The organism is Stenotrophomonas sp. Bg11-02 (assembly GCF_002836635.1).
Lineage (GTDB): Bacteria > Pseudomonadota > Gammaproteobacteria > Xanthomonadales > Xanthomonadaceae > Stenotrophomonas > Stenotrophomonas lacuserhaii.
In genome coordinates, this window is the sequence record NZ_PJAY01000061.1 from 224,345 (window position 1) to 244,776 (window position 20,432).

The 20,432-nt window shown below is 57.2% G+C and carries 17 protein-coding genes; 7 read left to right on the forward strand and 10 right to left on the reverse strand.

Going from position 1 to position 20,432, the window contains the following annotated elements:
- Nucleotides 1–236 precede the first annotated feature (236 nt).
- Both CXG43_RS12810 and CXG43_RS12815 read left to right on the forward strand, forming a co-directional pair.
- Nucleotides 237–3,908, forward strand: a complete 3,672-nt coding sequence (locus tag CXG43_RS12810) for a hypothetical protein (protein ID WP_141650980.1) — start codon at nucleotides 237–239, stop codon at nucleotides 3,906–3,908.
- Nucleotides 3,909–4,091: 183 nt separating this feature from the next.
- The gene (locus CXG43_RS12815) at nucleotides 4,092–5,123 is read left to right on the forward strand and encodes an ankyrin repeat domain-containing protein (protein WP_050559870.1); all 1,032 of its coding nucleotides are present in this window, start codon (nucleotides 4,092–4,094) and stop codon (nucleotides 5,121–5,123) included.
- Nucleotides 5,124–5,208: 85 nt separating this feature from the next.
- Here the strand turns inward: CXG43_RS12815 and CXG43_RS12820 are convergent, their stop codons facing one another.
- From CXG43_RS12820 to CXG43_RS12835, 4 genes are all read right to left on the reverse strand, one after another.
- Nucleotides 5,209–6,600 (reverse strand): site-specific integrase, encoded by a 1,392-nt coding sequence (locus tag CXG43_RS12820; protein WP_004149761.1) that lies wholly within the window; start codon nucleotides 6,598–6,600, stop codon nucleotides 5,209–5,211.
- A gap of 592 nt (nucleotides 6,601–7,192) precedes the next feature.
- Nucleotides 7,193–8,317: a DUF4062 domain-containing protein gene (locus tag CXG43_RS12825; RefSeq protein ID WP_032969311.1), complete on the reverse strand. Its 1,125-nt coding sequence runs from the start codon at nucleotides 8,315–8,317 to the stop codon at nucleotides 7,193–7,195.
- 73 nt (nucleotides 8,318–8,390) lie between these two features.
- Complete coding sequence (locus tag CXG43_RS12830) at nucleotides 8,391–8,828, reverse strand: type II toxin-antitoxin system VapC family toxin (RefSeq protein ID WP_004149763.1); 438 nt, start codon at nucleotides 8,826–8,828, stop codon at nucleotides 8,391–8,393.
- Complete coding sequence (locus CXG43_RS12835) at nucleotides 8,825–9,427, reverse strand: DUF433 domain-containing protein (protein ID WP_032969312.1); 603 nt, start codon at nucleotides 9,425–9,427, stop codon at nucleotides 8,825–8,827. The genes CXG43_RS12830 and CXG43_RS12835 overlap by 4 nt, the downstream gene beginning before the upstream one ends.
- A gap of 534 nt (nucleotides 9,428–9,961) precedes the next feature.
- Here CXG43_RS12835 and CXG43_RS12840 point away from each other — a divergent pair.
- Nucleotides 9,962–10,759, forward strand: a complete 798-nt coding sequence (locus CXG43_RS12840) for a MobA/MobL family protein (RefSeq protein WP_004149765.1) — start codon at nucleotides 9,962–9,964, stop codon at nucleotides 10,757–10,759.
- A 146-nt stretch (nucleotides 10,760–10,905) separates the two neighbouring features.
- On the opposite strand, the gene CXG43_RS19170 is transcribed toward CXG43_RS12840, so the two are convergent.
- Nucleotides 10,906–11,130, reverse strand: a complete 225-nt coding sequence (locus CXG43_RS19170) for a hypothetical protein (RefSeq protein ID WP_141650981.1) — start codon at nucleotides 11,128–11,130, stop codon at nucleotides 10,906–10,908.
- A 562-nt stretch (nucleotides 11,131–11,692) separates the two neighbouring features.
- Between CXG43_RS19170 and CXG43_RS12845 the strand changes: the two genes are divergently transcribed.
- Entirely contained in the window at nucleotides 11,693–11,869 is a 177-nt protein-coding gene (locus CXG43_RS12845; protein ID WP_004149767.1) for a DUF3606 domain-containing protein, read from the forward strand.
- Nucleotides 11,870–11,912: 43 nt separating this feature from the next.
- Here CXG43_RS12845 and CXG43_RS12850 read toward each other — a convergent pair whose 3' ends face one another.
- Both CXG43_RS12850 and CXG43_RS12855 read right to left on the reverse strand, forming a co-directional pair.
- Nucleotides 11,913–12,296: a hypothetical protein gene (locus CXG43_RS12850; RefSeq protein ID WP_004149769.1), complete on the reverse strand. Its 384-nt coding sequence runs from the start codon at nucleotides 12,294–12,296 to the stop codon at nucleotides 11,913–11,915.
- 65 nt (nucleotides 12,297–12,361) lie between these two features.
- Nucleotides 12,362–12,670 (reverse strand): hypothetical protein, encoded by a 309-nt coding sequence (locus CXG43_RS12855; RefSeq protein ID WP_032969313.1) that lies wholly within the window; start codon nucleotides 12,668–12,670, stop codon nucleotides 12,362–12,364.
- A gap of 238 nt (nucleotides 12,671–12,908) precedes the next feature.
- On the opposite strand from CXG43_RS12855, the gene CXG43_RS12860 reads away from it, so the two are divergent.
- Both CXG43_RS12860 and CXG43_RS12865 read left to right on the forward strand, forming a co-directional pair.
- Nucleotides 12,909–13,265 (forward strand): helix-turn-helix transcriptional regulator, encoded by a 357-nt coding sequence (locus tag CXG43_RS12860; RefSeq protein WP_050559872.1) that lies wholly within the window; start codon nucleotides 12,909–12,911, stop codon nucleotides 13,263–13,265.
- Between the two features lie 258 nt (nucleotides 13,266–13,523).
- Nucleotides 13,524–14,519 carry a hypothetical protein gene (locus CXG43_RS12865; protein WP_157824987.1) on the forward strand — a complete coding sequence of 332 codons (996 nt, stop codon included), beginning with the start codon at nucleotides 13,524–13,526 and terminating at the stop codon, nucleotides 14,517–14,519.
- Here the strand turns inward: CXG43_RS12865 and CXG43_RS12870 are convergent.
- Nucleotides 14,516–16,264: an ATP-binding protein gene (locus tag CXG43_RS12870; protein WP_004149771.1), complete on the reverse strand. Its 1,749-nt coding sequence runs from the start codon at nucleotides 16,262–16,264 to the stop codon at nucleotides 14,516–14,518. The two genes, CXG43_RS12865 and CXG43_RS12870, sit on opposite strands and share 4 nt — an antisense overlap.
- Before the next feature lie 453 nt (nucleotides 16,265–16,717).
- On the opposite strand from CXG43_RS12870, the gene CXG43_RS12875 reads away from it, so the two are divergent.
- On the forward strand, nucleotides 16,718–18,313 hold the full coding sequence (locus CXG43_RS12875) for a MobA/MobL family protein (RefSeq protein ID WP_004149773.1): 1,596 nt from the start codon (nucleotides 16,718–16,720) through the stop codon (nucleotides 18,311–18,313).
- Between the two features lie 73 nt (nucleotides 18,314–18,386).
- Here the strand turns inward: CXG43_RS12875 and CXG43_RS12880 are convergent, their stop codons facing one another.
- The gene (locus tag CXG43_RS12880) at nucleotides 18,387–19,502 is read right to left on the reverse strand and encodes a hypothetical protein (RefSeq protein ID WP_004149775.1); all 1,116 of its coding nucleotides are present in this window, start codon (nucleotides 19,500–19,502) and stop codon (nucleotides 18,387–18,389) included.
- Nucleotides 19,502–20,125 (reverse strand): hypothetical protein, encoded by a 624-nt coding sequence (locus CXG43_RS12885; RefSeq protein WP_032969315.1) that lies wholly within the window; start codon nucleotides 20,123–20,125, stop codon nucleotides 19,502–19,504. Before CXG43_RS12885 ends, CXG43_RS12880 begins: the two co-directional genes overlap by 1 nt.
- Nucleotides 20,126–20,432: the final 307 nt, after the last annotated feature.

Below are 20,432 nucleotides of genomic sequence, written 5' to 3' on the forward strand. Positions count from 1 at the left end.
ACGCCCGGGCGACGGATGGGGCTTTTTTCACGGTCCGTGAGTTGCTCAACACGCCACTCGGTGATATCCCGTCTAACCAGGTGCTTTGGATTGACGCGCTGGATGAGACTCAGGGTAGACGTGGAGACCGATCGCCCGTTGATGAACTCACACGTAAGCTAGCTGAGATATCGCCCTGCGGAGTGCGTTTGTCCTGCCGTGCGGCAGATTGGTTGCACACTACTGACTTGGAAGCCTTGAAGCCTTACCTCCGCAAGGGGGGTGAGACCTTTGTGGTTCAACTGCTCGCGCTAAGCAAGACAGAACAATCTCAGATCCTCCAAAGCAAGGGATTTGAAGATGCTGAGGACTTTCTTGAGCAAGCTGAGCGCCGAGAGCTTGGCGAGCTTCTTGGCAATGCACAGACGCTCCTCATGCTCGCAGCCGTGTCCGGCCGGGGGGATTGGCCCGCTAGTCGCACGGAGCTGTTTCAACGAGCTGCGTTGGGGTTGCTGGATGAGGTTAACCCGCAACACGCTGACCGAGATCAAGGGGGCGCTCATATCCCCGGAAGGCAACTGCTCGATGCGGCCGGAGCACTTTGTGCGCTTCGCCTGACTTCCAACTGCTCCGGGTTCACCTGGAAAGCGCGGTCTGTAGGGAAGGATGTGCCCAGCTACAAAGAGCTTGCCCTGGCGTCCCAAGATCATCTTCTTGCATGCCTCAAAAGACGTGTTTTCGTCGCGAGCGGCGTTGACAGGGTTGACTACGTTCATCGCACCGTTGCCGAATACTTGGCGGCGCGCTGGATTGCTGATCGTGTCCAGTCAGGACTGCCGATCGGCCGTGTGTTGGCTTTGATGGGTATTCAGGAGCGACCACCGACAGCGCTCAGAGGGTTGTTGGCATGGCTTACTTCCCTAGTTCCTGATTCTTCCTCCATGCTCCATCTGGATCTGGCCGGATTGCTGATGTATGGGGATCTGTCCGCATGGACCTCCCCTATGAAGCAGCGCCTGCTCAACGCTCTGATTGAGCAGAGTGAGACCAATCCTCGTTTCTTCCGAGAGAAGCACCTCCCATCCGGGGCCTACGCGCTTGCCGACCCGGCATTGCTGGTCACCTATCAAGAGTTGTTGCAGAGGCCAGGTGCGGAGGTGTCTGTCAAGCTGCTGGCTATTGTCGTCCAGAAGGCAGGCCGGATCATGCCTGGTATTGAAGCGGCGCTACAACGTCTGATCCTAGACCCGACTCAGGTAATCCTCCTTCGGATGGAAGCAATCCAAGCGCTGCTAGACGGCAGCGCGGCGCATCGTCAGATGCTCGTTGATTGCTATCGGCAGCTTGGCACGGGCGCGGATGAGCTCCGGCTTCGCTTACTGTTACTGCGGGCCCTTTACGGCGACGGCCTAGACAAGGAAGAAATCGGCCTCATTCTCAGGGCTATTGTCAACCCGAACAATCACATTCCCCCCGGGGCGAGCTGGGGGCTGACGGACTTTGTCACTTCGAAAGATGCTGCCGGTATCCTTCTCTCGCTCGATCTCCCTTTGCCAAGTGGTCCGCTGAGGGTGCAACGCAATTCCTGGGAGTTCGCGCATATCTACGGCGAACTGTTTGCCAAGGCGCTGGCTGTTCAAGACGTGGACCGTTCCATCTTTGATTGGTATGTGATCTACCAACATCACCTGGGTGGGCAAAGCCCAAGAAAGGGGGTCCTCAGTGCGCTGTCGGTAGGCGACGGCCGAGATCGGGCGCTGCTTCGGGGCGTGTTGCAGCGCATTGATTTCAGTGGCGCCTTTAACCGGTCGTGGGACCGGTTTATGCGCTTGTTCGGTTCCGCTCTGTATCCGCAAATCGTGCTCAATGAGATGGAGTCCGCGTTGCGAGCAAGCTGCGACGAGCGGCGAAGCGAGGTTTACGCAGCGTGCCTTCGGCAGGCCATCAGGGACGACGTGTCGCCGTATCCTGTTTTTTGGCGCCTCTACGCATTGGCCGAAGAAGACCCAGAGCTCAACCAAATCAGGTCCGTTCACTCAGTTGGCTACCTAGACGACACCCCGGTGGTGGACCTGGAAAAACTACACAAGCAAGAGCGCGAAGCTGAGGGTGAGCAATGGGTGCGGGAGCTCGCCGCTGAGTTTTCCGCCAAGAGCCAAGAAGTCGTCGCCGGCAAGCCCTCCCATTTCCTTGATAGCCTAGCAAGAGTCTACTTTGGCCAATGGCTTCCCATCGCGCACGCCGCAACACTCACTCCGCACGCCCGCTTGCAACAGGTTCTCGGCGAGGACGGTGCGTCGACGACCTTGCGTGGTTTCTCGACGTTGCTCACCACAGGCGAGCTACCAGGTGTTGGCGAGTTGCTATCAGGGCGGGTTGGCCAAACAGAGGTTCGCTGGACAGCACTGTTAGCTGCACTTGATGATCATTGGTGCACGACTGCTCGGATCGCTGATCTTCCGGATGCTGTTTGGACAGCCGGATTGGCCGTTGCTTTGATTTGTCCGGTGTATGTCGAAATGGATTCGCATGCTCGGGTATTGGATCACGTCTGGTTTGGCCCGCTCCTAGAGGCAAAACCCAAGCTCGCCATCCAGACATATGAGGCAATTATTGCCGCTGAGCTCGCGCTTGGTGGTCACCAGCTTCGAGCACTCAGGTCTCTAGAAGCTGTTCAACTGGCGGGACTCGACCGTGGCAAGGCCATTGTCCGCGTGCTCCAAGCGCACCCAGGAATGGCTGAATCTGACTTGCTTCGGATGCTTCGCTTGTGCGAGGCCGATGGGTGCTTGGCGGACCTTCTGGTCACAGCAGGAAGCCAAGTGCATCAGCTTCTGAGTGAGCAAGACAACGACCCCGAGCGCCTGATGGGCGGCTTAAGAGGTGGTTTGGCTGCGTGGCTTTGGTGTGGCTTCTCGCTTAGTCCGGAAGCTTACTTTGACCTGCTGCAAGGACTCAGTGGTGAGCGAGAGGAGTCGGCAATGTGGGTTCTCCTTGAAGATGGAGGCGAAGCACCTTGGGGGTCTCAAAGGAGTTGGAAGTATAGTCTCACTCAAATTGAGTTCATCGTGACTTGGGTCGGATCGCGGTATCCGAGCATCTCGCACCCGGTCGGGCCTTCGGTCGGAACGCGCAACGAGTGGGACGCCGCTTCGATGGTCAACACGATGCTTGCGCAGCTCGGTGCCGATTCGGATCCCGAGGCTGGAGTCACGCTCGCCCGGCTCGCGCTTGTATCGGAACTGGATAGCTACAAGACCACCATCTTGCACCAGTTGGCGAGCCACAAGACGGTTCTTGCTGATACACGATATAAGGTTCCGACTTGGGAAGAGGCGATGAAGTCGCTTGGGAACGGAGCGCCCAGCTGTGCGCAGGATCTTCACGAACTCGTGTGCTACCACTTGGAGCAGATAGCCAAGTCAATTTCTACTCGAAACGATGATCCGTTCAAGCAGTTTTGGAACACTGGGTCCTATGGTGAGATCGTTGAGCCGAAAGTGGAGGAGGTTGCTCGGGATCGTCTGCTGGGTATGCTGAGGCCGTTGCTAGCTGCGCACGGCCTTCGTGCGGAGCCAGAGGGGCGCATGAGCGCAGGCAAACGCGTTGACATCGTTGTTTTTGGCAACAAAATCAAGAGTCTTATCGAGATCAAGCGGGACTTTCATAGCGATGTGTGGACGGCGGCGGCTGAGCAGCTTCATCGTCTCTATTCCGTAGATCCGGAGGCCAGTGACTTCGGCATATATCTGGTTTTTTGGTATGGCGAGAAGCGAAACGCTAAACAAGCTTTGCCACCGAATAGAAAAGTGCGACCAGCCACCGCTAAACAGATGCAAGCGATGCTTGAAGACGATCTTCCTGCGCATCTGCGAGCGTCAACGCGAATAGTGGTGATGGATGTGACTGGCGCGCGGAGCGATGCTTAGTCGCCACACGTAAACTGCCCGCAAGAGGATTGGCCGCGCGGGTTCTGTTGGTAAGTGAGCCACGGTTCTAGCTGGCTCCCTGGCCCGTTATTCCGATAGGCGTTGGCGGCAAGAGATCAGGCTCGGTCGTAACTTGACGAACAATGAGCCTGCCCTAATCTAAGATTCTCTGGGAGATGGCGTGTGACTCTTGGCCGCAGCTTGATCGGAGACATCCAAAGCGCGGATGTCAGCGCCATCATGAAGGTTGTCTCTGAGTCAACTGATAGTGGGCGCTTGGCATGGGAAGTGGTCCACGACGCCATCAATGCCAATCGTGAGGCGGTGATTGAAGCGTTGATTCCCATGTTGTCCTCCAACGACAGAGTCTTTGCGTTGGCGTTGGCGGCCGAGGAGGGGCTTGCCAATGTTGTTCGTAAGCTTGTTCCGCTTACTGAGCCAAGGGCAAAAAACTCGCTGGCGCTGGTGTGTGCAGCTCGGGCAGGGCACAAAGAGGTCGTGGAGCTACTGTTGCCCGTTAGTGACGCACTAGCGGAACACTCCGCTGCACTATACGAAGCAAGCGCCTGCGGGCACGCGGACGTGGTGAAGCTACTAATTCCGCACAGCGACCCTCACGACAAGGACAGTCGAGCTCTTGCTCAGGCTGCTCACGAGGGCCATCTTCGTGTGGTCAAACTGCTGCTTCCGGTGTCGTCATCGATCATTTGTGCGACTCAGATCTTTCCGACGGCGGCTGGGCAGGGGGCAACAGAGGTCGTCAAACTCATGCTTAAAGCTAAGCTGCCAGATGCCGCGCACACGTATGCAGGTGCTTTTGACCTTGCGGCAAGTAAAGGTCAAATTGAGGTCGTTGAGCTTATCTTGGGTGCAATTGATCAGCTCGGACGCCCGCGCCGTTTCGGCGAGAAGGCGATCTACGATGCAGCTAGCAAGGGCTACCAAGAGATCGCGGAGTTGCTGGCACCGACCGTAGGTCAAAGCGCGTGTAATGCTGCGTTGGTCGGAGCAGTCGGTCACGCGCAGCGAGAGACAGCCCGAGTTCTCTTTCACCATGCAAGCTTGGATGAAGTCAGGGCGAGGCTGTTCAGTCCCGAGCACCACGCGCTATTAGACGAGCTTGCGGCTGAGGCGACTGCACAGCGGGATCGTGAGGCCTTGAATAAGCAGACCCAGCTGCCAATAGGGTCGCGTTCCAAAATTCCGCGACTTTAGTAGGATCGTCGTGCTGTCCGAGTATTCAGCTTGCGATTGCGGCTGGGGGCCGAGGCAGGATTGAAGCGGAGCACTCTTTTCGCAGTTACGGATACATCTTCGCCCCTTTCCCGAGCTTTTCTTTGAACTGCCCGCGTTGATACACCGGGAGCACTAAGGGCGGGTTGTATTTTGCCAATGCCGCGACTTGGCGCTCGCGCACACGCTGCGGCGATCGATGAATGTAGTTGCTGTGTAGAACTGGCACTTTCTTGGAGATCGAGTGGCCCGTTATGAGAGCAATGTCCTCTTCATTGACGCCGGCGGCTTCTAACTCCGTCGCAAGCGTGTGGCGGAAGCCATGAAAGCCAACGCCTTTGGGGAAGCCTAGGTCCTTAAGATAGTTGCTGAGCTGGATGACGAGCGCTTGGCTGTATCTTGCGTTGGACTTGCCCGTTGCTTTGTTCACGCCTGCCGAAAGCTGCGGGAAGAGTCTGGGGTGCCCGCACGCTCGGACGTCGGCAACGAAGTCCAGGAGTCCAGCTTTTAGAAGGGTGGGGTGCACCGGTATCATGCGGATCGCACTCTTCCCTTTGAGGCGCTGCCGGGTTTGCTGCCCGTCGCTCTTGGCAAGATCGGCATCTTTGGTCATCCGAATGGCGATGCACCAGGTGCCCTGGTCTTGGATGATGTCGGCAACTTTAAGCTGTGCGACTTCGTTGACCCGCGCGCCCGTATACAACCCAATCATCGTCGCCCACCAGCGATGTGGGAACTTGGATGCCCACGGTGTGAACGTATCTGGATTGAAGATCTTCTGCACGTCTGCAGGGCTCAGCAGCCGCTCCGCACTCTTGCTGCTTTCTAAAAGACTTGCCTTGACCGGGCGGAACGCGGCCATAGGCGAGTGAGGGATGGCTTTAGTGTTGACCAGCGCTTGAAAAAAGGTCGTGAGCATTCGACGATGAAGCTCTAAAGTCGCCACGGCGGGGTCAGGCACGTTGAGTTTTTTGCCCAAGGCAATCAGTGCATCAACCGTCATGCATTGAAGCTTAGGATCAGAGGTCAAGTTCGGCGGCGATGAGCGCAGCAGCTTCCACATCTGATGTATGTGGCGATGGTCAATCATCGACACCGGGATGTCGCCACACGTCATTTGTAAGATCTTCAACGAGCGCGCAGCTGCTTTGGTCGTTGTGTCTTGCAACGCGCGGCGCGTCATGTCAGCCAGATAGTCTGCAACTTCGTCTGAGAGCCGTCGCGCAGGGCTCGCGATTGGAAGCGTGTCTGGAAAGCGCGTGCTATTGCGACGGCGTCGAGAGTTTTCGATCTGCTGGATCGTAAGCTGCAAGATTTCGTAAAGCTGGATGCCAGCCTGGCGACTGTTGACGACGACGTCTCTCAGTTCGAGCTTGCCGAGCTTGATGCTGCTGATTTGAAGTGAGTCGTTGGCGCTGAGTGGTGTTTCAGGGTTGAAGTGGGGTAAATTAGAGGGCATCTACAGTCCGTATTTATGAAGGTAGACTGTTGATAAGAGATAAACATTTTCTGTCAATTGGCAATTCTGTACTATTTTCTCTTGGATGGTTGATGTCCGGGCGTTTCGAAATCGCCTTGCGATCGAAGTTAATTTTTAAAGAATATTATTGCTAAGAATTGCCGTAGAACCTTTGGGGTGTATGGCCTCTAGAGTTTATCTATGCAGTGTTCTAAAAGAACTCGCCATAGTGTTTAGTTGTCTATATTTGGCTAAGGCGGGAGCCTTTGAAGGTGAACTCAAGATAAACTAACGGCATTTCTCCTGATGCCGTTATTATCTAAAGAGGGCCTTTAGGCGTTTTGTGTCGTCGAGGGGCCGCATCGAGGAACATGCCGTTAGCTGGAATGGAAAACGTAGATAACCGGCAGTAACGCCGGCAGTCGATCAGTCGGCGGGTTAATGCCGCCAGGCGGCGCGTGGGCGAAGCCGGTCGCGGAGACGGGGCCTCATCCTGCTCCGCCCTACTTGGCGTTCTTAGCGGCCGCGCTAGCCTTCGGAACGCGAGAAAATGGTTCGTCTGCCAGGTCTAGCTAGGCTTGACGAAACAGCGCTAATTCACCCATTTGCGACGCAGCAGCACCACAAGATCTTCAATGATCCGTTGAGCATCCATGGTCAATGCTTGCCTCACCTGATGCGCCTGCGACAAAAGCACAGGTTCCTGATGCTCACCTTGCCGCCAAGGCACCTGCATGCCGTTCGGGCTTGCCACGTGCTCCGCCCTGGTCCGCCAAGCGCCCGCATGTTCTCCGACTAGCCTCACGGAAGGGACAACATGGGTCAGTCGCTCGGTGCGATCAATGTGATCCAGGAGCCACGCCGCGTAGCCAAGGGCAGCTGCAAGCTGCTCGGCGACGTTCTCCTGTAACACGACTGAGAACCCCATACTGCCTTCGGCTGGAGGGACAGGGAGGCTGATCAACATATCTCCATTGGGCCACAGCGACACAGAAGCGCCATCGCTACGCCGCTCACCTTGGGATACAACTCGGGCATCGCCCTCAAACGACGCCTCCATCCCAATACTCCGGTTGAAGATTGCAGGTCGGCCAAAGAGAGCTTGCTGATGCATGCTGTCGAGCAGGGCCTGTGCCTCGATCTCAGCCGGCCGCAGCACAGTGGTGTCCGGTCCGGCAGCCAGAGCGAGTTGCAGCACGACACCGCCTTGGTGATAGCCACGTTCAATCGGAGGAAACAGCGCCAAGGCGCGGGAGCGCAGACCGGCAGGATCTAAGGGTGCGCTGGCGTGACTTACCCCAAATCGGTAGATGGCACTTGGCAGCTTCCGCCCCAGATCTTCCGCCGAGTCAAAGCTATCTCGGAATAGCCCGCTCTCCCATCCCCCGATCTCCTGAATGAGAGCGGCTTGCTCGGGCTCAGCATCCATGCCGGACTGCACATAGACTAAGAGCGGCTTGCGGTTCCGCGCCTCCAGCACTTCCTCGTGCGTGGCCGACACTCCCGCCCCCTGCCTGGCACCGTAACGAGGTCCAAGGATAAGGACCACTAGGTCAGCCTCGCGGATGCCGCTCAGGCACGCAACCTGAGGGGAGCTGGCTCGCGCACCAAACTCCTCAGCCGTGATGGCTTCGTGGCCGAGAAGCTCAACGGCATGCTTGGCCGCAGCTCGCTCCGCTTCCATGCCGGTGATCAGTGAGCTGATGAAAACTTTCATCTCGAACTCCGTAAGTGGTCCAGCGGTAGGGCATCAAGCAAGGGGGCAGGCCTTCGTCCAGTGGCTTTGACAATCAGACGACGGAAATCTGTGCGCACTTCACAAATGGGTCTAAAACATGGACATTCCGACCCTTCACGTGTTTGATGTTTCGTGTGACTAAAACCATCGCGTTGACCTTTGCCGTTGCCGCCAAGCCAGTGTCACTGAAATGCTTCTCGCTCTGAGCAAGGAGTTGACCCCACTCCCGGGCAACGTCGGGAGTGACATCAACAATTCTCTCCTTGAAGTCGTCGAACAGCGCTTGGACTCTGCCTTCGATCGCAGCCGCCTTCTCCGGCTTACTCTTCCGCAATCGCTCAATGCCTTTCCAGGTCTCCAGCACCGTTAGAGAGCTAAGGTAGAAGGCAGAGTCATCAACAGTGCTGGCCCACGCGATTACGTCTGCGTGCCCTCCGCTTTTGCCAACTTCGCGAAAGACATTCGTGTCCAATAGATATTTCATCTTCATTCCATGAAGTCGTCCAGCTCCTCAAGTCCCGAACTTAGCAGCGCTCTTTTAAGCGTTCGTTCGGGATAAGGGCGGCCTGGTTTCGGATACACCTCAGCATAGGCACGTGCCGCATCTATCTGTTCGAGTGTCAGACTGGGGTAGTCTTCTTGAATCTCACTCGGCGACATTCCCCCCTTTAGGAGAGCTGCGATCCTGTGCGCCTCCACGCCGGATCCGGCGATAACGGCCTCGCCATCTGAACTGGTCTTAATGCCTTTATGCAGAGCTTCGAGCGCATGCTCCCGCCTGTCGATCTCCGCCCTCAGGGGCTGAAGATGGACACTTAGGCTTCCAAGGCGAACCGTGTCGACACGCTCCACATTGACCTCTCGCAGAACCTGATACAGCTCTCTACGGGCCTTGGCCGTGAGCTCTTCTTGGAGCGTTTTGTTGGCAAGCAAGTAGAACAAGTCCTTTCGCTTAACAAAACGCGTGCGTGGGCCGGCCTTCTCCGCGAGAGTCGTCTCGACAGGGCCTGTATCCAGGGTCTTCTTGACGGCCTTCACCGTCTCCCCAAGAACGAATGCGACTTCGTTAGCTGTATATGCGTCAGACATTTCTCACCCCGCGCCATTCCTAATGCAACCCTATCATGGAGTCGCATTGGCGGGTTGTCAAGGTCGCGCGCCTGGGAAGATCGGCACAAAGGCCATCGGCGGGCACCTCCGCAAGGCGATGCTTAGTTTACCGCCGGCACCTCAAAAGTGTTTCGCCGTAGGGTGTGTATTCATATTGGAGCTGACCCTTGAAGCGCAGCAGCGCCGAGCTCAGGCGAGTTGATGCCCTGTGATGCTTCCAAATAGAGTCGACGAGTTCAACCGATCCGGTCATGTCGACGCCGCTTAAGCGCATGTCGGAAGCGCGTAAACCGGAACAAATCTTCATGCCCTGCAATAGAATTGATTTCGCTGAGGAATGTGCGTGGTATTTTGCACCGGGAGCCTGCCATGCTGAACGTAAGAAAACGATGAAACGGCGCGCTCGATCCCATGACCTTTAGGCGTCAGCAAAGGAGCGATAAGCTCGTTTGAATACGTCTTGCTCTATTGCGAAGTTGCCTCATAGCTGGATGCTCAATCAAAGGAGCATCTATGGCCATTTACCACACCCGCGTCAAAACGTTCAGTCGTGCCAAACAGCACTCAGCGGTCGCCGCAGCCGCCTATCGTGGCGCACTCTGTCTCACTGACGCACGCACAGGAATCGTGCACAACTATCAAACGCGTTCGGGCGTGCAGCGCGTCTTCTGCATTAGTCCCATTGGCGCGCCTGACTGGACCGAAGATCCTCAGCAGTTGTGGAGCGCGGTCGAAGCTGCTGAGAAGCGCAAAGACAGCACGGTGGCTCGCGAGTTTGAAATGGCACTGCCTCACGAGCTCAGTGACGATCAGCGCTGGGAACTCGCACTGGACGTGGCCCGGAAGCTGGTGCTGCGCTTCCAATTCGCTCTCCAAGTGAGCATGCACGAGCCGCCTAAGAATGCGGATCCGCGCCACTACTATGCCCACCTCCTGGCAACGACACGCAGGGTGGATGCGCAGGGACTCGCTCAAAAGACACGTGAGCTCGATGGCGTCATCAATGGCAAGCCACAGGTCGAATGGATTCGAGCAACCATTGCCCAATCAATCAACGACCACCTTCGACAAGCCTCAGATGCAGCGCGAGCGGCGCTTAATGCGGGGCAATCGAAGGTTCAACCCACATCCCCGGGGCATTTGTTGTCGAAGCTCGTCAAAGAGTTCGAGAGCGCAATGCTGGTTCACCAGAGAAAGGACGTAACTCAGGCTTGGTCTGCTTCTCACGATTCGGTTTTCTTGAACAACAACGATGCAGTGCTAGCGGCATGGCAAAAAGCGAACAACGCGCCATCGCAGCGCCTGCCGTAGGGCGTCGGCAACGTCGTGCAAGAGTCCCGACAACGAGTGGTCTGCTTGGTGCCTCGCGCACCAAGCACGCTGTCACCGCGATCTTCCTAGGCGACGCAGACTCAGTCTCGCGTTAGAGCGCCTAGTTATTAGCGGTCAGCTAACAGTCAATGGAGGTAAGGCTTGATGACTGCTTGGCTGAGCGCATGCAGATCATAGCTGCCGTCGACATACCGATCCAAAGCGACATGGATGCGGGCGTCGGGTTGCTCTCCGCGATCGGCTAGGCATCGGAGCCAGAAGCGCACATGTTTTCGGCGCGATTCTGTTGTGTTTGGCTCGTCGAAGTCGGGATGGTCTGACACGTCGGGATTGTAGGAGAGTGTATTCATGCCTGATTCCTAACATGAATCAGAGCGTTGTCAAATCTCTCGTCGGCGTATGAATGCTCAGATCGGTAGTTGTAACGCGTGATGAGGAGGGCCGTGCAGGCGCACCCAACCAGCGCTAGGCTAAAGTCTGCTTATCACCTAGCGGATACTCAGGTCGACGATAAATCATTGCACTAAACCGACCTTTTTAACCCATCTTGGACAACGAGAACTGCCGCCTCCCCAGCGGACGCATCTGCCAAAGCCGGCAGTTGGTTCCGCACGGCGAGGTGTTATTGACCTGCTGTCTTGCTCGGCCCATTGGTGGCGGAACCTCGGATATCGGGCTCGGCCTTGGGAAGGCGAGCGCGCCCTGGCCTGCTCGCCCCCATGTCTGTCACGCCGCGATGCTAGGCGCGTCTGCATCTGCGTCCGCTTCCCTATGCCCAGATTGGGTATGGAGAAGACCGATTGGAGGTAGGGAAAGGCCTACCGCTACGCGCGGATAGTTCCGACTGGACAATGGCCGGGCGTGGCGAGAATGTGAGGCGCCTCACATTTCGAGGCGCGGAGGGGATTGGCAATGGCAGACGATCTGAGCAAGCGCGGCCCACCTGATGGCATTCGCATCAATGTGAATGAGGCCTGGGAACTCCGGGATTGGTCCAAGCACTTCAACGTCACACCGGCAAAGCTGAAAGAGGCTGTGGCGGCAGTGGGCGTGATGACCAAAGATGTAAAGCGCCACCTGGGCAAGTGAGGGCGGGGAGGGCGGGATCATTCCGCCCTCTTCTTTGATCGGCTCAGTTGGCGTTGATTGCCTGGTTCAGAAGCTCATACCAGCGATTCATCTCCGCCTCGTTGCCGAACTTGATCGTCCAGACAGGCTGGTCGACGTCGCGCACACTCACCGCTAGCGTGCCTTCGCGCTTAGTGTTGTGCCAGTGTTTTTCCCAGGCTCGCACGTCAGCAAAAGAGTAGATCTTGGTCTGGTTGCGGTCATGAAGCTTGATCCTCGCTCGCTCAGGGGACAGCGCGATGGCGCCCGAGCGGGAGAAGTAGCTTCGTTCGTAGTCCCGCTCAAAGTTGCCGCGTTCGCTCCGCAGTTTGAAACTGCGGCCCAAGCCAACAAGCACAAGCGCGGTAGCGCCGAGGACGAGCAAGAGGAGGAACGTGCCGACGGTCATGGGAACTCCTGATTGGCTCTGGGGTGATAAGCGCGGGGCTGCGGTGCGAAGCGCGTCGCGGTCAATTAAAGGGTGCGACTGACGACGCCGACGACTCGGTAGTTGCCGTCCACCTTGGCGAACGTAAATACGCCGTTGAATTCTTCGTCAAAGCGACCATTCATGGCCAAGACGCGGGCCTGGACGGGGCAGTTGTAGCCACCGTCGCCTTTCTCACACTTGCCGATAGCAAACTTGGTCAAGCGAGCGTCGTCAGACCCGTTGGCTTTCACAAACACAAGCATCGCGTCCTCTGCCTTGTTTGCAGACGGTCCAGCAGAGCACGCAGTCAGCAGCAAGGCGGTGGCAAGCGAAGCCAGGAGGGTCTTGGGCATGGTCATTCCTTTGAGTTCACAAAATGGAAGGGTGAGGGTAAGCAGTGCGAATAAAGCGATAGGCACGTCCCGCGTGACTAGGCCGACTGAAAGTGCCGGTATGGGCAAGCGCTTGAGCGGGGTGTCAGGCGATGGAGGAGTGCCGATCCCGAGCAGGCTTGCCAAAAATGTTACGCCAAACGTATGATGCGTTCAACGTAACTTTGCGTTGGGCGTAACTGACGTTCATCATTCCCAGATGAACGCGCACGCCCTATCGATCCAGACCCTTATCGCGACCCGCATGAAGGAGGTCCGCAAAGCGTCTGGCGTCTCTCAGCGGGCCCTGGGGAAGAGCGTGGGGTTAGATGACAAGCGGGCAGGGCCTTACATCAGCCGCTATGAGAGCGGCATCCATGCGACTGACTGGGAAACGACCTTGAAAATCGCCCAGTCCCTGGGCGTGTCCGTGGCGTATTTGGTTGCCGAGACGCCGGAACTCGCCGAGCTGATTAAAGCCGTCCAGGACTGCCAACCGGAAGAGCTTCGGGCACTCGCGGAGGAGATCCGGATTCGCCATGCTCAGATTGAGCCCACAGCGCAGGATCAACCGTAGCGGTTTGCCTGCGTAGAACCCCACCTCCGCAGCGAAAGCTGGCCGAGCGGGTAGGCTGCTTTTAAGATGGGGCAACCTATCTGCGAGCTGCCAATGACTTCGGACCAAGAAGACGCGCGTCAGCCAGACCAAACGCCGGGCGCACGGCTCACGCGTGTAATTGACCGAAGCCCGGCAACGCGGCTTGTTGAGGAGTTGCATCGCAGTTCGGCCATCGATGCCTTCCAAGCGTCTCAGCAGCACTCCATCTTCGCAACCATGCAAGCCATCGAGTCGCCTGTCAGCCGCATTGCGAGAGAACTGACCAACAGCGACGTGCTGCGAATGTCCTCAGCCCTACAACAGCAATGGGCCGAACGCACGCGAGAGATCAGCGAGTTCGCGGAATTGGCCAAGCGGTCGTCCATGGCACTGCGCCAGTCCCTCATGCCTTGGCAGCCGGTTGTCAGCGACCTCGCGATGGCTGCGAGCCGAACGGCAAATTGCATTCTTGCTTGGCGGGATCGGTATGCGTCCCAACACGACGCTGCAGTCGAGGCGATGCGCCGACTCGAGTCAAGCATTGGCCCCGCCAGGCGCTTGGCTGAGCAGTTCGGCGAGCAGTTGCACATAGCAGCGCAGCTGAGCCAATCGCCGGCGTTTCAGTCTTGGCTATCGGAGATGTCCAGCGTCGAGATGCAAGAGCGCATGGAGCAGCTTTTGCAGGAGGCGTCGGAGGATACGTCATCCTCGTCACCAGACATGGCAATGCCCCCTGCTGCAATGCAGGCAACGGCAACATCTCTAGTTTCATGGTTGGTGGGGTGTTTGGCTGCGTTGCGCTCATCCGGTCTACCGCATGCAGATAGAATGGTCCTCTACGGATATGCGCTGACAATCGCTTGCTTCCTCTATACGGAAATAGGAAGCAATCAAGACCACGCTGAGCACATGACCAAGATTGACGCGCAAAGTCAGGCGATGAACGCAAAGCTTGATGAGCAGAACCGAAGCGGGCGTCAGATGGTCGCGCTAAATCAAGCCCTGTTGGATCTAGAGATGGCTGATCACACCTACCAGGTCGTCGTCCGTTCCGCTCCACTTCGGACAGTGCTTTCAGAACCCGCGACGCATTGGCTGCCTTGCGGTGAGGAAGTGCAGGTCCTACGCGCAGCCGGCAAGTGGCGTTTTGTCCAAACGGTGGACGAAGAGGGCGCGTTGCGGTTCGGATGGGTCCTAAACAAGCATTTGGAGCGCCTCACCGAGCCGGACTAATCGTTCCACTTTCGGATTGTAACCACCAGTTCTTGCATGCGTTTGGTCCAGTCAAAGCGCGGGGCCATGATGGCTGATGTGGTGTGCTCGCGAGAGGCGAGGGCAAGCTCAACCTTGTCGATACTGGCCCGATTGAGCTTGGCTTCAACGTAAGAGTCGCCCGTCTTCGACTTGGATGCGCTTGGAAAGAAGAGCTCGAACTGCGCAGGATCAACGGGATCAGCTTTCATGCCAAGTGCTTTGCCAATCACGGAGCCAGGCAGGTAAGTCTCAATCTCTTTGCCAGCCGTGACCCACATGTATCCGCCTGGCAGCTTTGCGATCTCCTCTTGCGCTTTGAGCACGCGAGGCTTTAGTGCGGCACCCTTGGATGATCGATCGCTGTCGCACACCAGCGCAGCATTGCGGTTAAGCCGTATGAGCTGGATGAGCTCTTCGGGATTAGGCGTTGTGGGGTCACGGAAACTTGTTCGAGCCAAGAGGGATCCGCCGTAGAAGGCGCAGGCGTAGTCACGGCCTTCTAAGAGACTCCCCTTCGAGAAGGTCTCGATCCAGTGGTTGAGATAGATGGCATCTGACGGTCCCTCGACCCAGATGATGCCGTTCGCCTGCAAAATGTCAGACGCGCGAGCGCCCAGGTCACCGACCACCTGAGAGTGATCAAAGTGCGCCGAGATCGTTTGAGTCGATGCAGCTGTCCCGTCATGCGATACGCGCACAAATTGAGCATGATCGGAGCGACTGAACTGATCGAGCGTGGCGCTGGAGTGGGTTGTCAGAAAGATAGGGCATTGGTGTTCGACGGCGAACCCGTCGATGAACCGCAGCAGGCGTCGGAGAAGCGCAGGATGAAGGTTGTTCTCAAGCTCTTCGAACGCAAACACATACTCACTTGCCGCTTTATTCTCAAGCGTAGGGATCACCAGGAGGTTGAGCAGAACGAGGATGACTGTCTTCAAGCCGCTGCCTGAGCTGCTCAGCGGGATCAGCCCCTTTTCTGCCTCTTCAAGGAAGATCTCCCATTCCCCGTCCTCATGCTGTTGCACAGAAATTGCAGAAAAGGACCCATCCGGGCCGAAGATATGGTTGAGCGCTGCTCGCAATTCGCTTTGAACGAGGCGCCGCGTCGCCATGATGTTGTCCGCCCGGATAAGGTGGTCGCGGATGATGTTCGTCGCGCCTTGCCCGTCTGATCGAAGCGCAAGCTTGGCGGCGGCAGGCTCATTTCGGATGTCGCGATCAGCGAGCATGTGGCGGAAAACTTTGTCGGCAAATGGGCCCCGGAGTCGGCTCACTGCCTTGTTAAGCTCCACCTCAGTCGCGTCGTTAACTTGATGAGGGAGAATTCTGCCCCATGCATCAGGCCTCTCCTTCGCCCGATGTGACAGCTCACTCACGAGCTCGTGCGCGTTCTCGATCCAACTCACTGGTGTGTCAACGAACCGCAGTCCGTGAAACGTCCAGTTGCTTTCAGTGTTTGGGACGCCTAAGGCACCAGAACGCTGAGAATTGGCAAAAATCCCTTGCAGCGTCGCTTCGTCGAAGGTGCCCGTGAATCGATACGAGGCAGGAAGGCGCGACTTAGTGCGATCTGGCGAGCAGAGGCTCTGCACGATCTTCAAGAGCTGCGACTTACCAGTGTTGTTGCGCCCGATGATGACGTTGATCAGCTTGAACTCATCGAAGCCGCAAAACTCCGTGGTGAAACACGACAGACCTTTGATCTCGACCCCAGTGATGGGCATAGCGTTCCTTGCAAATGTGGACTGTGGCGACGCGCCGCATGACAGAGCGCGCTATGTGACCCGCGTCTCAGTCTAGCGCGAGAGCAGCCAGGGCTGGTGGGGAGCTTCGCGTATTCATATTCACATTTCGTTCATCAAAATATACGCTGAGCGTATCTTTTTTGGCGATCCGGCGGTATCGATCTCGGCAAACTGCGGGGTGCGGGAGACCCCTAAAAATCAAAGTCAAAACCGCACTTATGGTTTCCGCTTCGCGTAAACCGTGCGGCCTGCCGGGGTTTGGCCGAGCGCTGACGCGCCCGCATTTGACGGTGTCAAATGGCCAGGCAGGCAGACCAATTCGGTCGCCGAGAAAAGTGTGAGCTAGCGCTCGCTTACGCAGTTGACCGTTTGCACTAGACGAAGACAAGTCGCGCCTTTAATTAAGCGCTCCATTCACAGGAGCCCTACTAAATGGCCATTTATCACGCAACACTGAAATCCTTCTCCCGAGGCAAGGGCGAGTCATCCGTCGCCGCCGCTGCTTACCGTGCAGGATTTGATCTCGTCGACAACGCAACTGGTCTTTACCACCGCTATTCTCATCGTCATGGCGTTACTCACCACCAGATGCTCGCACCCATCGGAGCGCCAAGCTGGTGCTACGACGCTCAGAAGTTTTGGGATGCAAATGAGGCGGCGGAAACACGCACCAACGCACGGGTCTGTCGCGAAGTCGAAGTAGCCTTGCCGCATAGCCTGTCAGACAGCCAGCGCAAAGATCTGGCCCTGGATCTAGGGCAACTGCTCGTGGACCGGTATCAAGTGGCAGTCTTGGTCGCGATCCACGCCCCCTCGAAAGAAGGCGATCAGCGCAATCATCACGTGCATCTACTGATGTCGGCGAGAAAGATTGACGCAAAGGGGCTGGGTGAGCGGGCAGGCATGGCATTTGACTCGCGACAGGGCGGCGGTGCCAAGGCCATTCGGGAACTTCGCAAAGCCATTGAAGGCGTCATCAATGCGCACTTGGAACGCGCTGGCGGCACGGATCGAGTGGACCACCGGACCCTGAGGGCTCAAGCCCGGGAAGCTGCATTAAAGCAAGATTTTGTCCGTGCCAATGAGCTCAGCCGCCCACCAACGAAGCATATGGGCAAGACCCGGACCGCGATGATGCGCCAAGCCAAGAAGATGGGTGTGGATCACGCGCTTACAACAGGGAGTTTTGTGGAGCGGGTCATTAGTCGACGCTTGCAAACCGCCGCCCCAACGCATGGCGTGCCCAAAGGACACTCCCACCAATCTGCGCTGGCGGATCGTGCGCGCGAACAGGCGGCGCTACCCCAAGTCACGACAGGAAAAGGAAATACGGAGGGAAAAACGGGCCCGGTCGGTGGACGCATCATGCCAACAGCCGTGCCGGTAGGGATTACGCGGAGGATTAGTCGCGTCATGCGTTTGGCGCGGGCGACTGGGCAAGACGCTGACGTTCTCAACGCCGAAGCAGAGCTCGTCGAACAATGGTTGGAGAGCCAGCGCCAAGCCGCGCAGGACTCGCTCGATATGCTCCGAAGCGTGGGCGGCATCCAGATCGAACCACAGTTTCAAAAAGCCTACACCACACTGATGTGCCGGCGAGTCGACGCCTATGCGACCAGTTCGTTCCTGTATGAAGACACTGAACGCTTGTCGCAAGCGGTGATGAGCTATGCGCACGCTGTGGTGAGGCCTCAGCGGGCGCGAATGGCCTACCTGTCTGCTCGGGCAAAACTCTCCGAGCATGAGGCTACACCGAAGTCACGCGAAACTGCTCGCGCAAAGCAGCGCTACTTCCGAGCCAAGGCGCACATCACCAAACGCGCGGCGGCATTGCAGGTGGCCGCCATTGATCAGGCACGGTCAGTGATGGTGGAAGCCAGTGTGCATCTGGACAGGACATTCAAGATCCAGGATTCGCCTGCTGCTACGTCTCCGCCAATGCTAGAGGATGGTGATCTTGTCCAAACCGAGAAGCACGCGAGCGGTGAACTGGAATTGCGACCTCACGCCCTCCGGCCGCGTATTTGAAGCAATGGTTTGGCGGGCGAGGAAACTTCGCCCGCCCATGCACTCCCAGGATGAGAAGGGAGTGCTGGATTGGTCACAAGCTAACGGATTTGATGAGCTGACGTCGATCGCCATGGTTGTTTGCAGGTAGTCCGATGCTGTTCTCATTTGCGACAGCTTCAAGAAGCCTGTCAACTTCGCAAGAAAGGGTCAGTAGGGCGCTCCACTTGGCTGGGCTATCAAAGATGACTCGCGTCCCATCCGGCACGAGCAAAAGCTTCGAGTAATCGGGACGGTGATACAGGTCGTCAAGATGGCGCTGCGTCTCAGCCAATATGGCAAGCTCATACCAATGTCCATTCCTCAAGGCATCCATGTCGGCGTGGAACATGATGGCAGCAAGATCAAAGCTTGGAAGCGCGATGTCCTGATCCGCGTCTGCCTTGATGTTCTTGATGAGTCGAATGGCCTTCTTTAGGGAGCCCATCGCGACCAGGTCACGATCTGAGACTTCCCTGATGTGCTTGAACGGGTAGTTGGTCATCGTGACGTTGTTTTTCTTGTCCAAGATGATGACCCCGCGATCATGCAACGCGCCACTGCGCTGGTAATCGGCAGAGTCATACCAGTGGGAAGGCACGACATCGACTGATCGGGCAAGGGAGCCGCCTGAGATCTTGATCGCTTTGCTCCCTTGCTTATCTACCGTTGCAGCCGGAAAAGCGTCTTCGAGCGCCGGCTCTTCCTCCGCGCGTAGGTCTTTGAGTTGCTGCAATGAAGTCAGGGCTGTGGGGTAGTAAGCGCCGGATGTTGCACGCAGGCCGCCCGGGTCGTAGCTTAGAAATTGCGCTGAGATCAAAGTCAGGAGGTCCACATCGCTGACGCCGCGAATATGCACATTCAGTGGCACAGAGCCTTGCAGGTGGAATTCAAGCCCAAAACCTGCGATTCGGTTCTCCACCTGCTTTGCCACGCGTAGAGCAGTCTCTGTGCTGATGCGCGTGTAGTCTGCGTCGACCTCTTGCATTGCGCCCAATACGTAGCGAGTGTTGGGCTTGCTGGTTGCCTTTGTTTCCCAAGCCTCTTTCTGTCCAATCTTCTCAACATACTTAGCCACCGCAACGCTGTCTTGCGCCATCAGGCTTGCTCGATCTTCGCCACGGCGCCGCGCTCTCAGAGCGGAAATGCGCTCATCTACAGTCCTTGCCATTACTGCCTCCGAAGTGTGAGGGTGCCCGACGAGTGACGGCCGTCACCATTGAAATAGTCGCCCTTGCCAGTCTTCAAATCCTTGGCAAAGATGAGTTTTGCAAAGCCACGATGGGCGCTGAGCTCTGTCTGACCCGCTTTGGGCTCGTTGCGATAGCTATAAAGGAGAACAAACCCTTCGATGGGGTCAGAAAGCAACCCGGCAACATCACTGTTGGACCTGGACGAGTCGGCATCAAGGTGGATGCGCACCTTGTCCCAATCTTGGGTGATCGTCATCGTTCCCCGCCAATCAACGGCGAGCGAGTCAGAACGTGGAAAAGGATGGCCCTCGCAGATCCATGTGCCCGAAAGATCGGCAACCTTCAACCAGCTGGCAACGAGGGGCATACGCCAGATCCAGCGGCGGAAGATCAGATAGAGAACGGCATAGACGGTGCCCGCACCAATCAGAGAGAGAACAACGGGCGGCAAGTTCGTGCTGAGCCCAAACTGCTTGGCAAGGTCGACTGCTTGAAGGAGCGCCCAGACCAAGAGCCCTGAAACGGCCGAAGCCGTTCGGGTCAGATACTTGCCAATGTCCGCCCTATTAACGCCGCCCCGCACCACATACTCATGGTCCATTTGAGCCCCCCGACTGTGCCTAGTCGCAAGATATCGGGAAATTGTCGCAAGAGGTGCGACCGAGCGCTTTCCAAGCGAAGCGGATAGCCCGGGCAAGGGGAATGCGCTTTGACTGACTGGAAGGCTCCGAATGAAGCCAGGGACATCCAACAGGCTCCGCACCAAGAGCTAGGAACGGGGGACTGGCGGGGACTCTCGCGAAGGAAAGACTCGGTCAGGGCAGCCCTGTCGAACGTAGAGCCCGGCGCCTAATGTAGCGGTGGTGTAGCGCCAGCCTTAAAAGGAGCGTCGTTTGCTGCGCAATCCA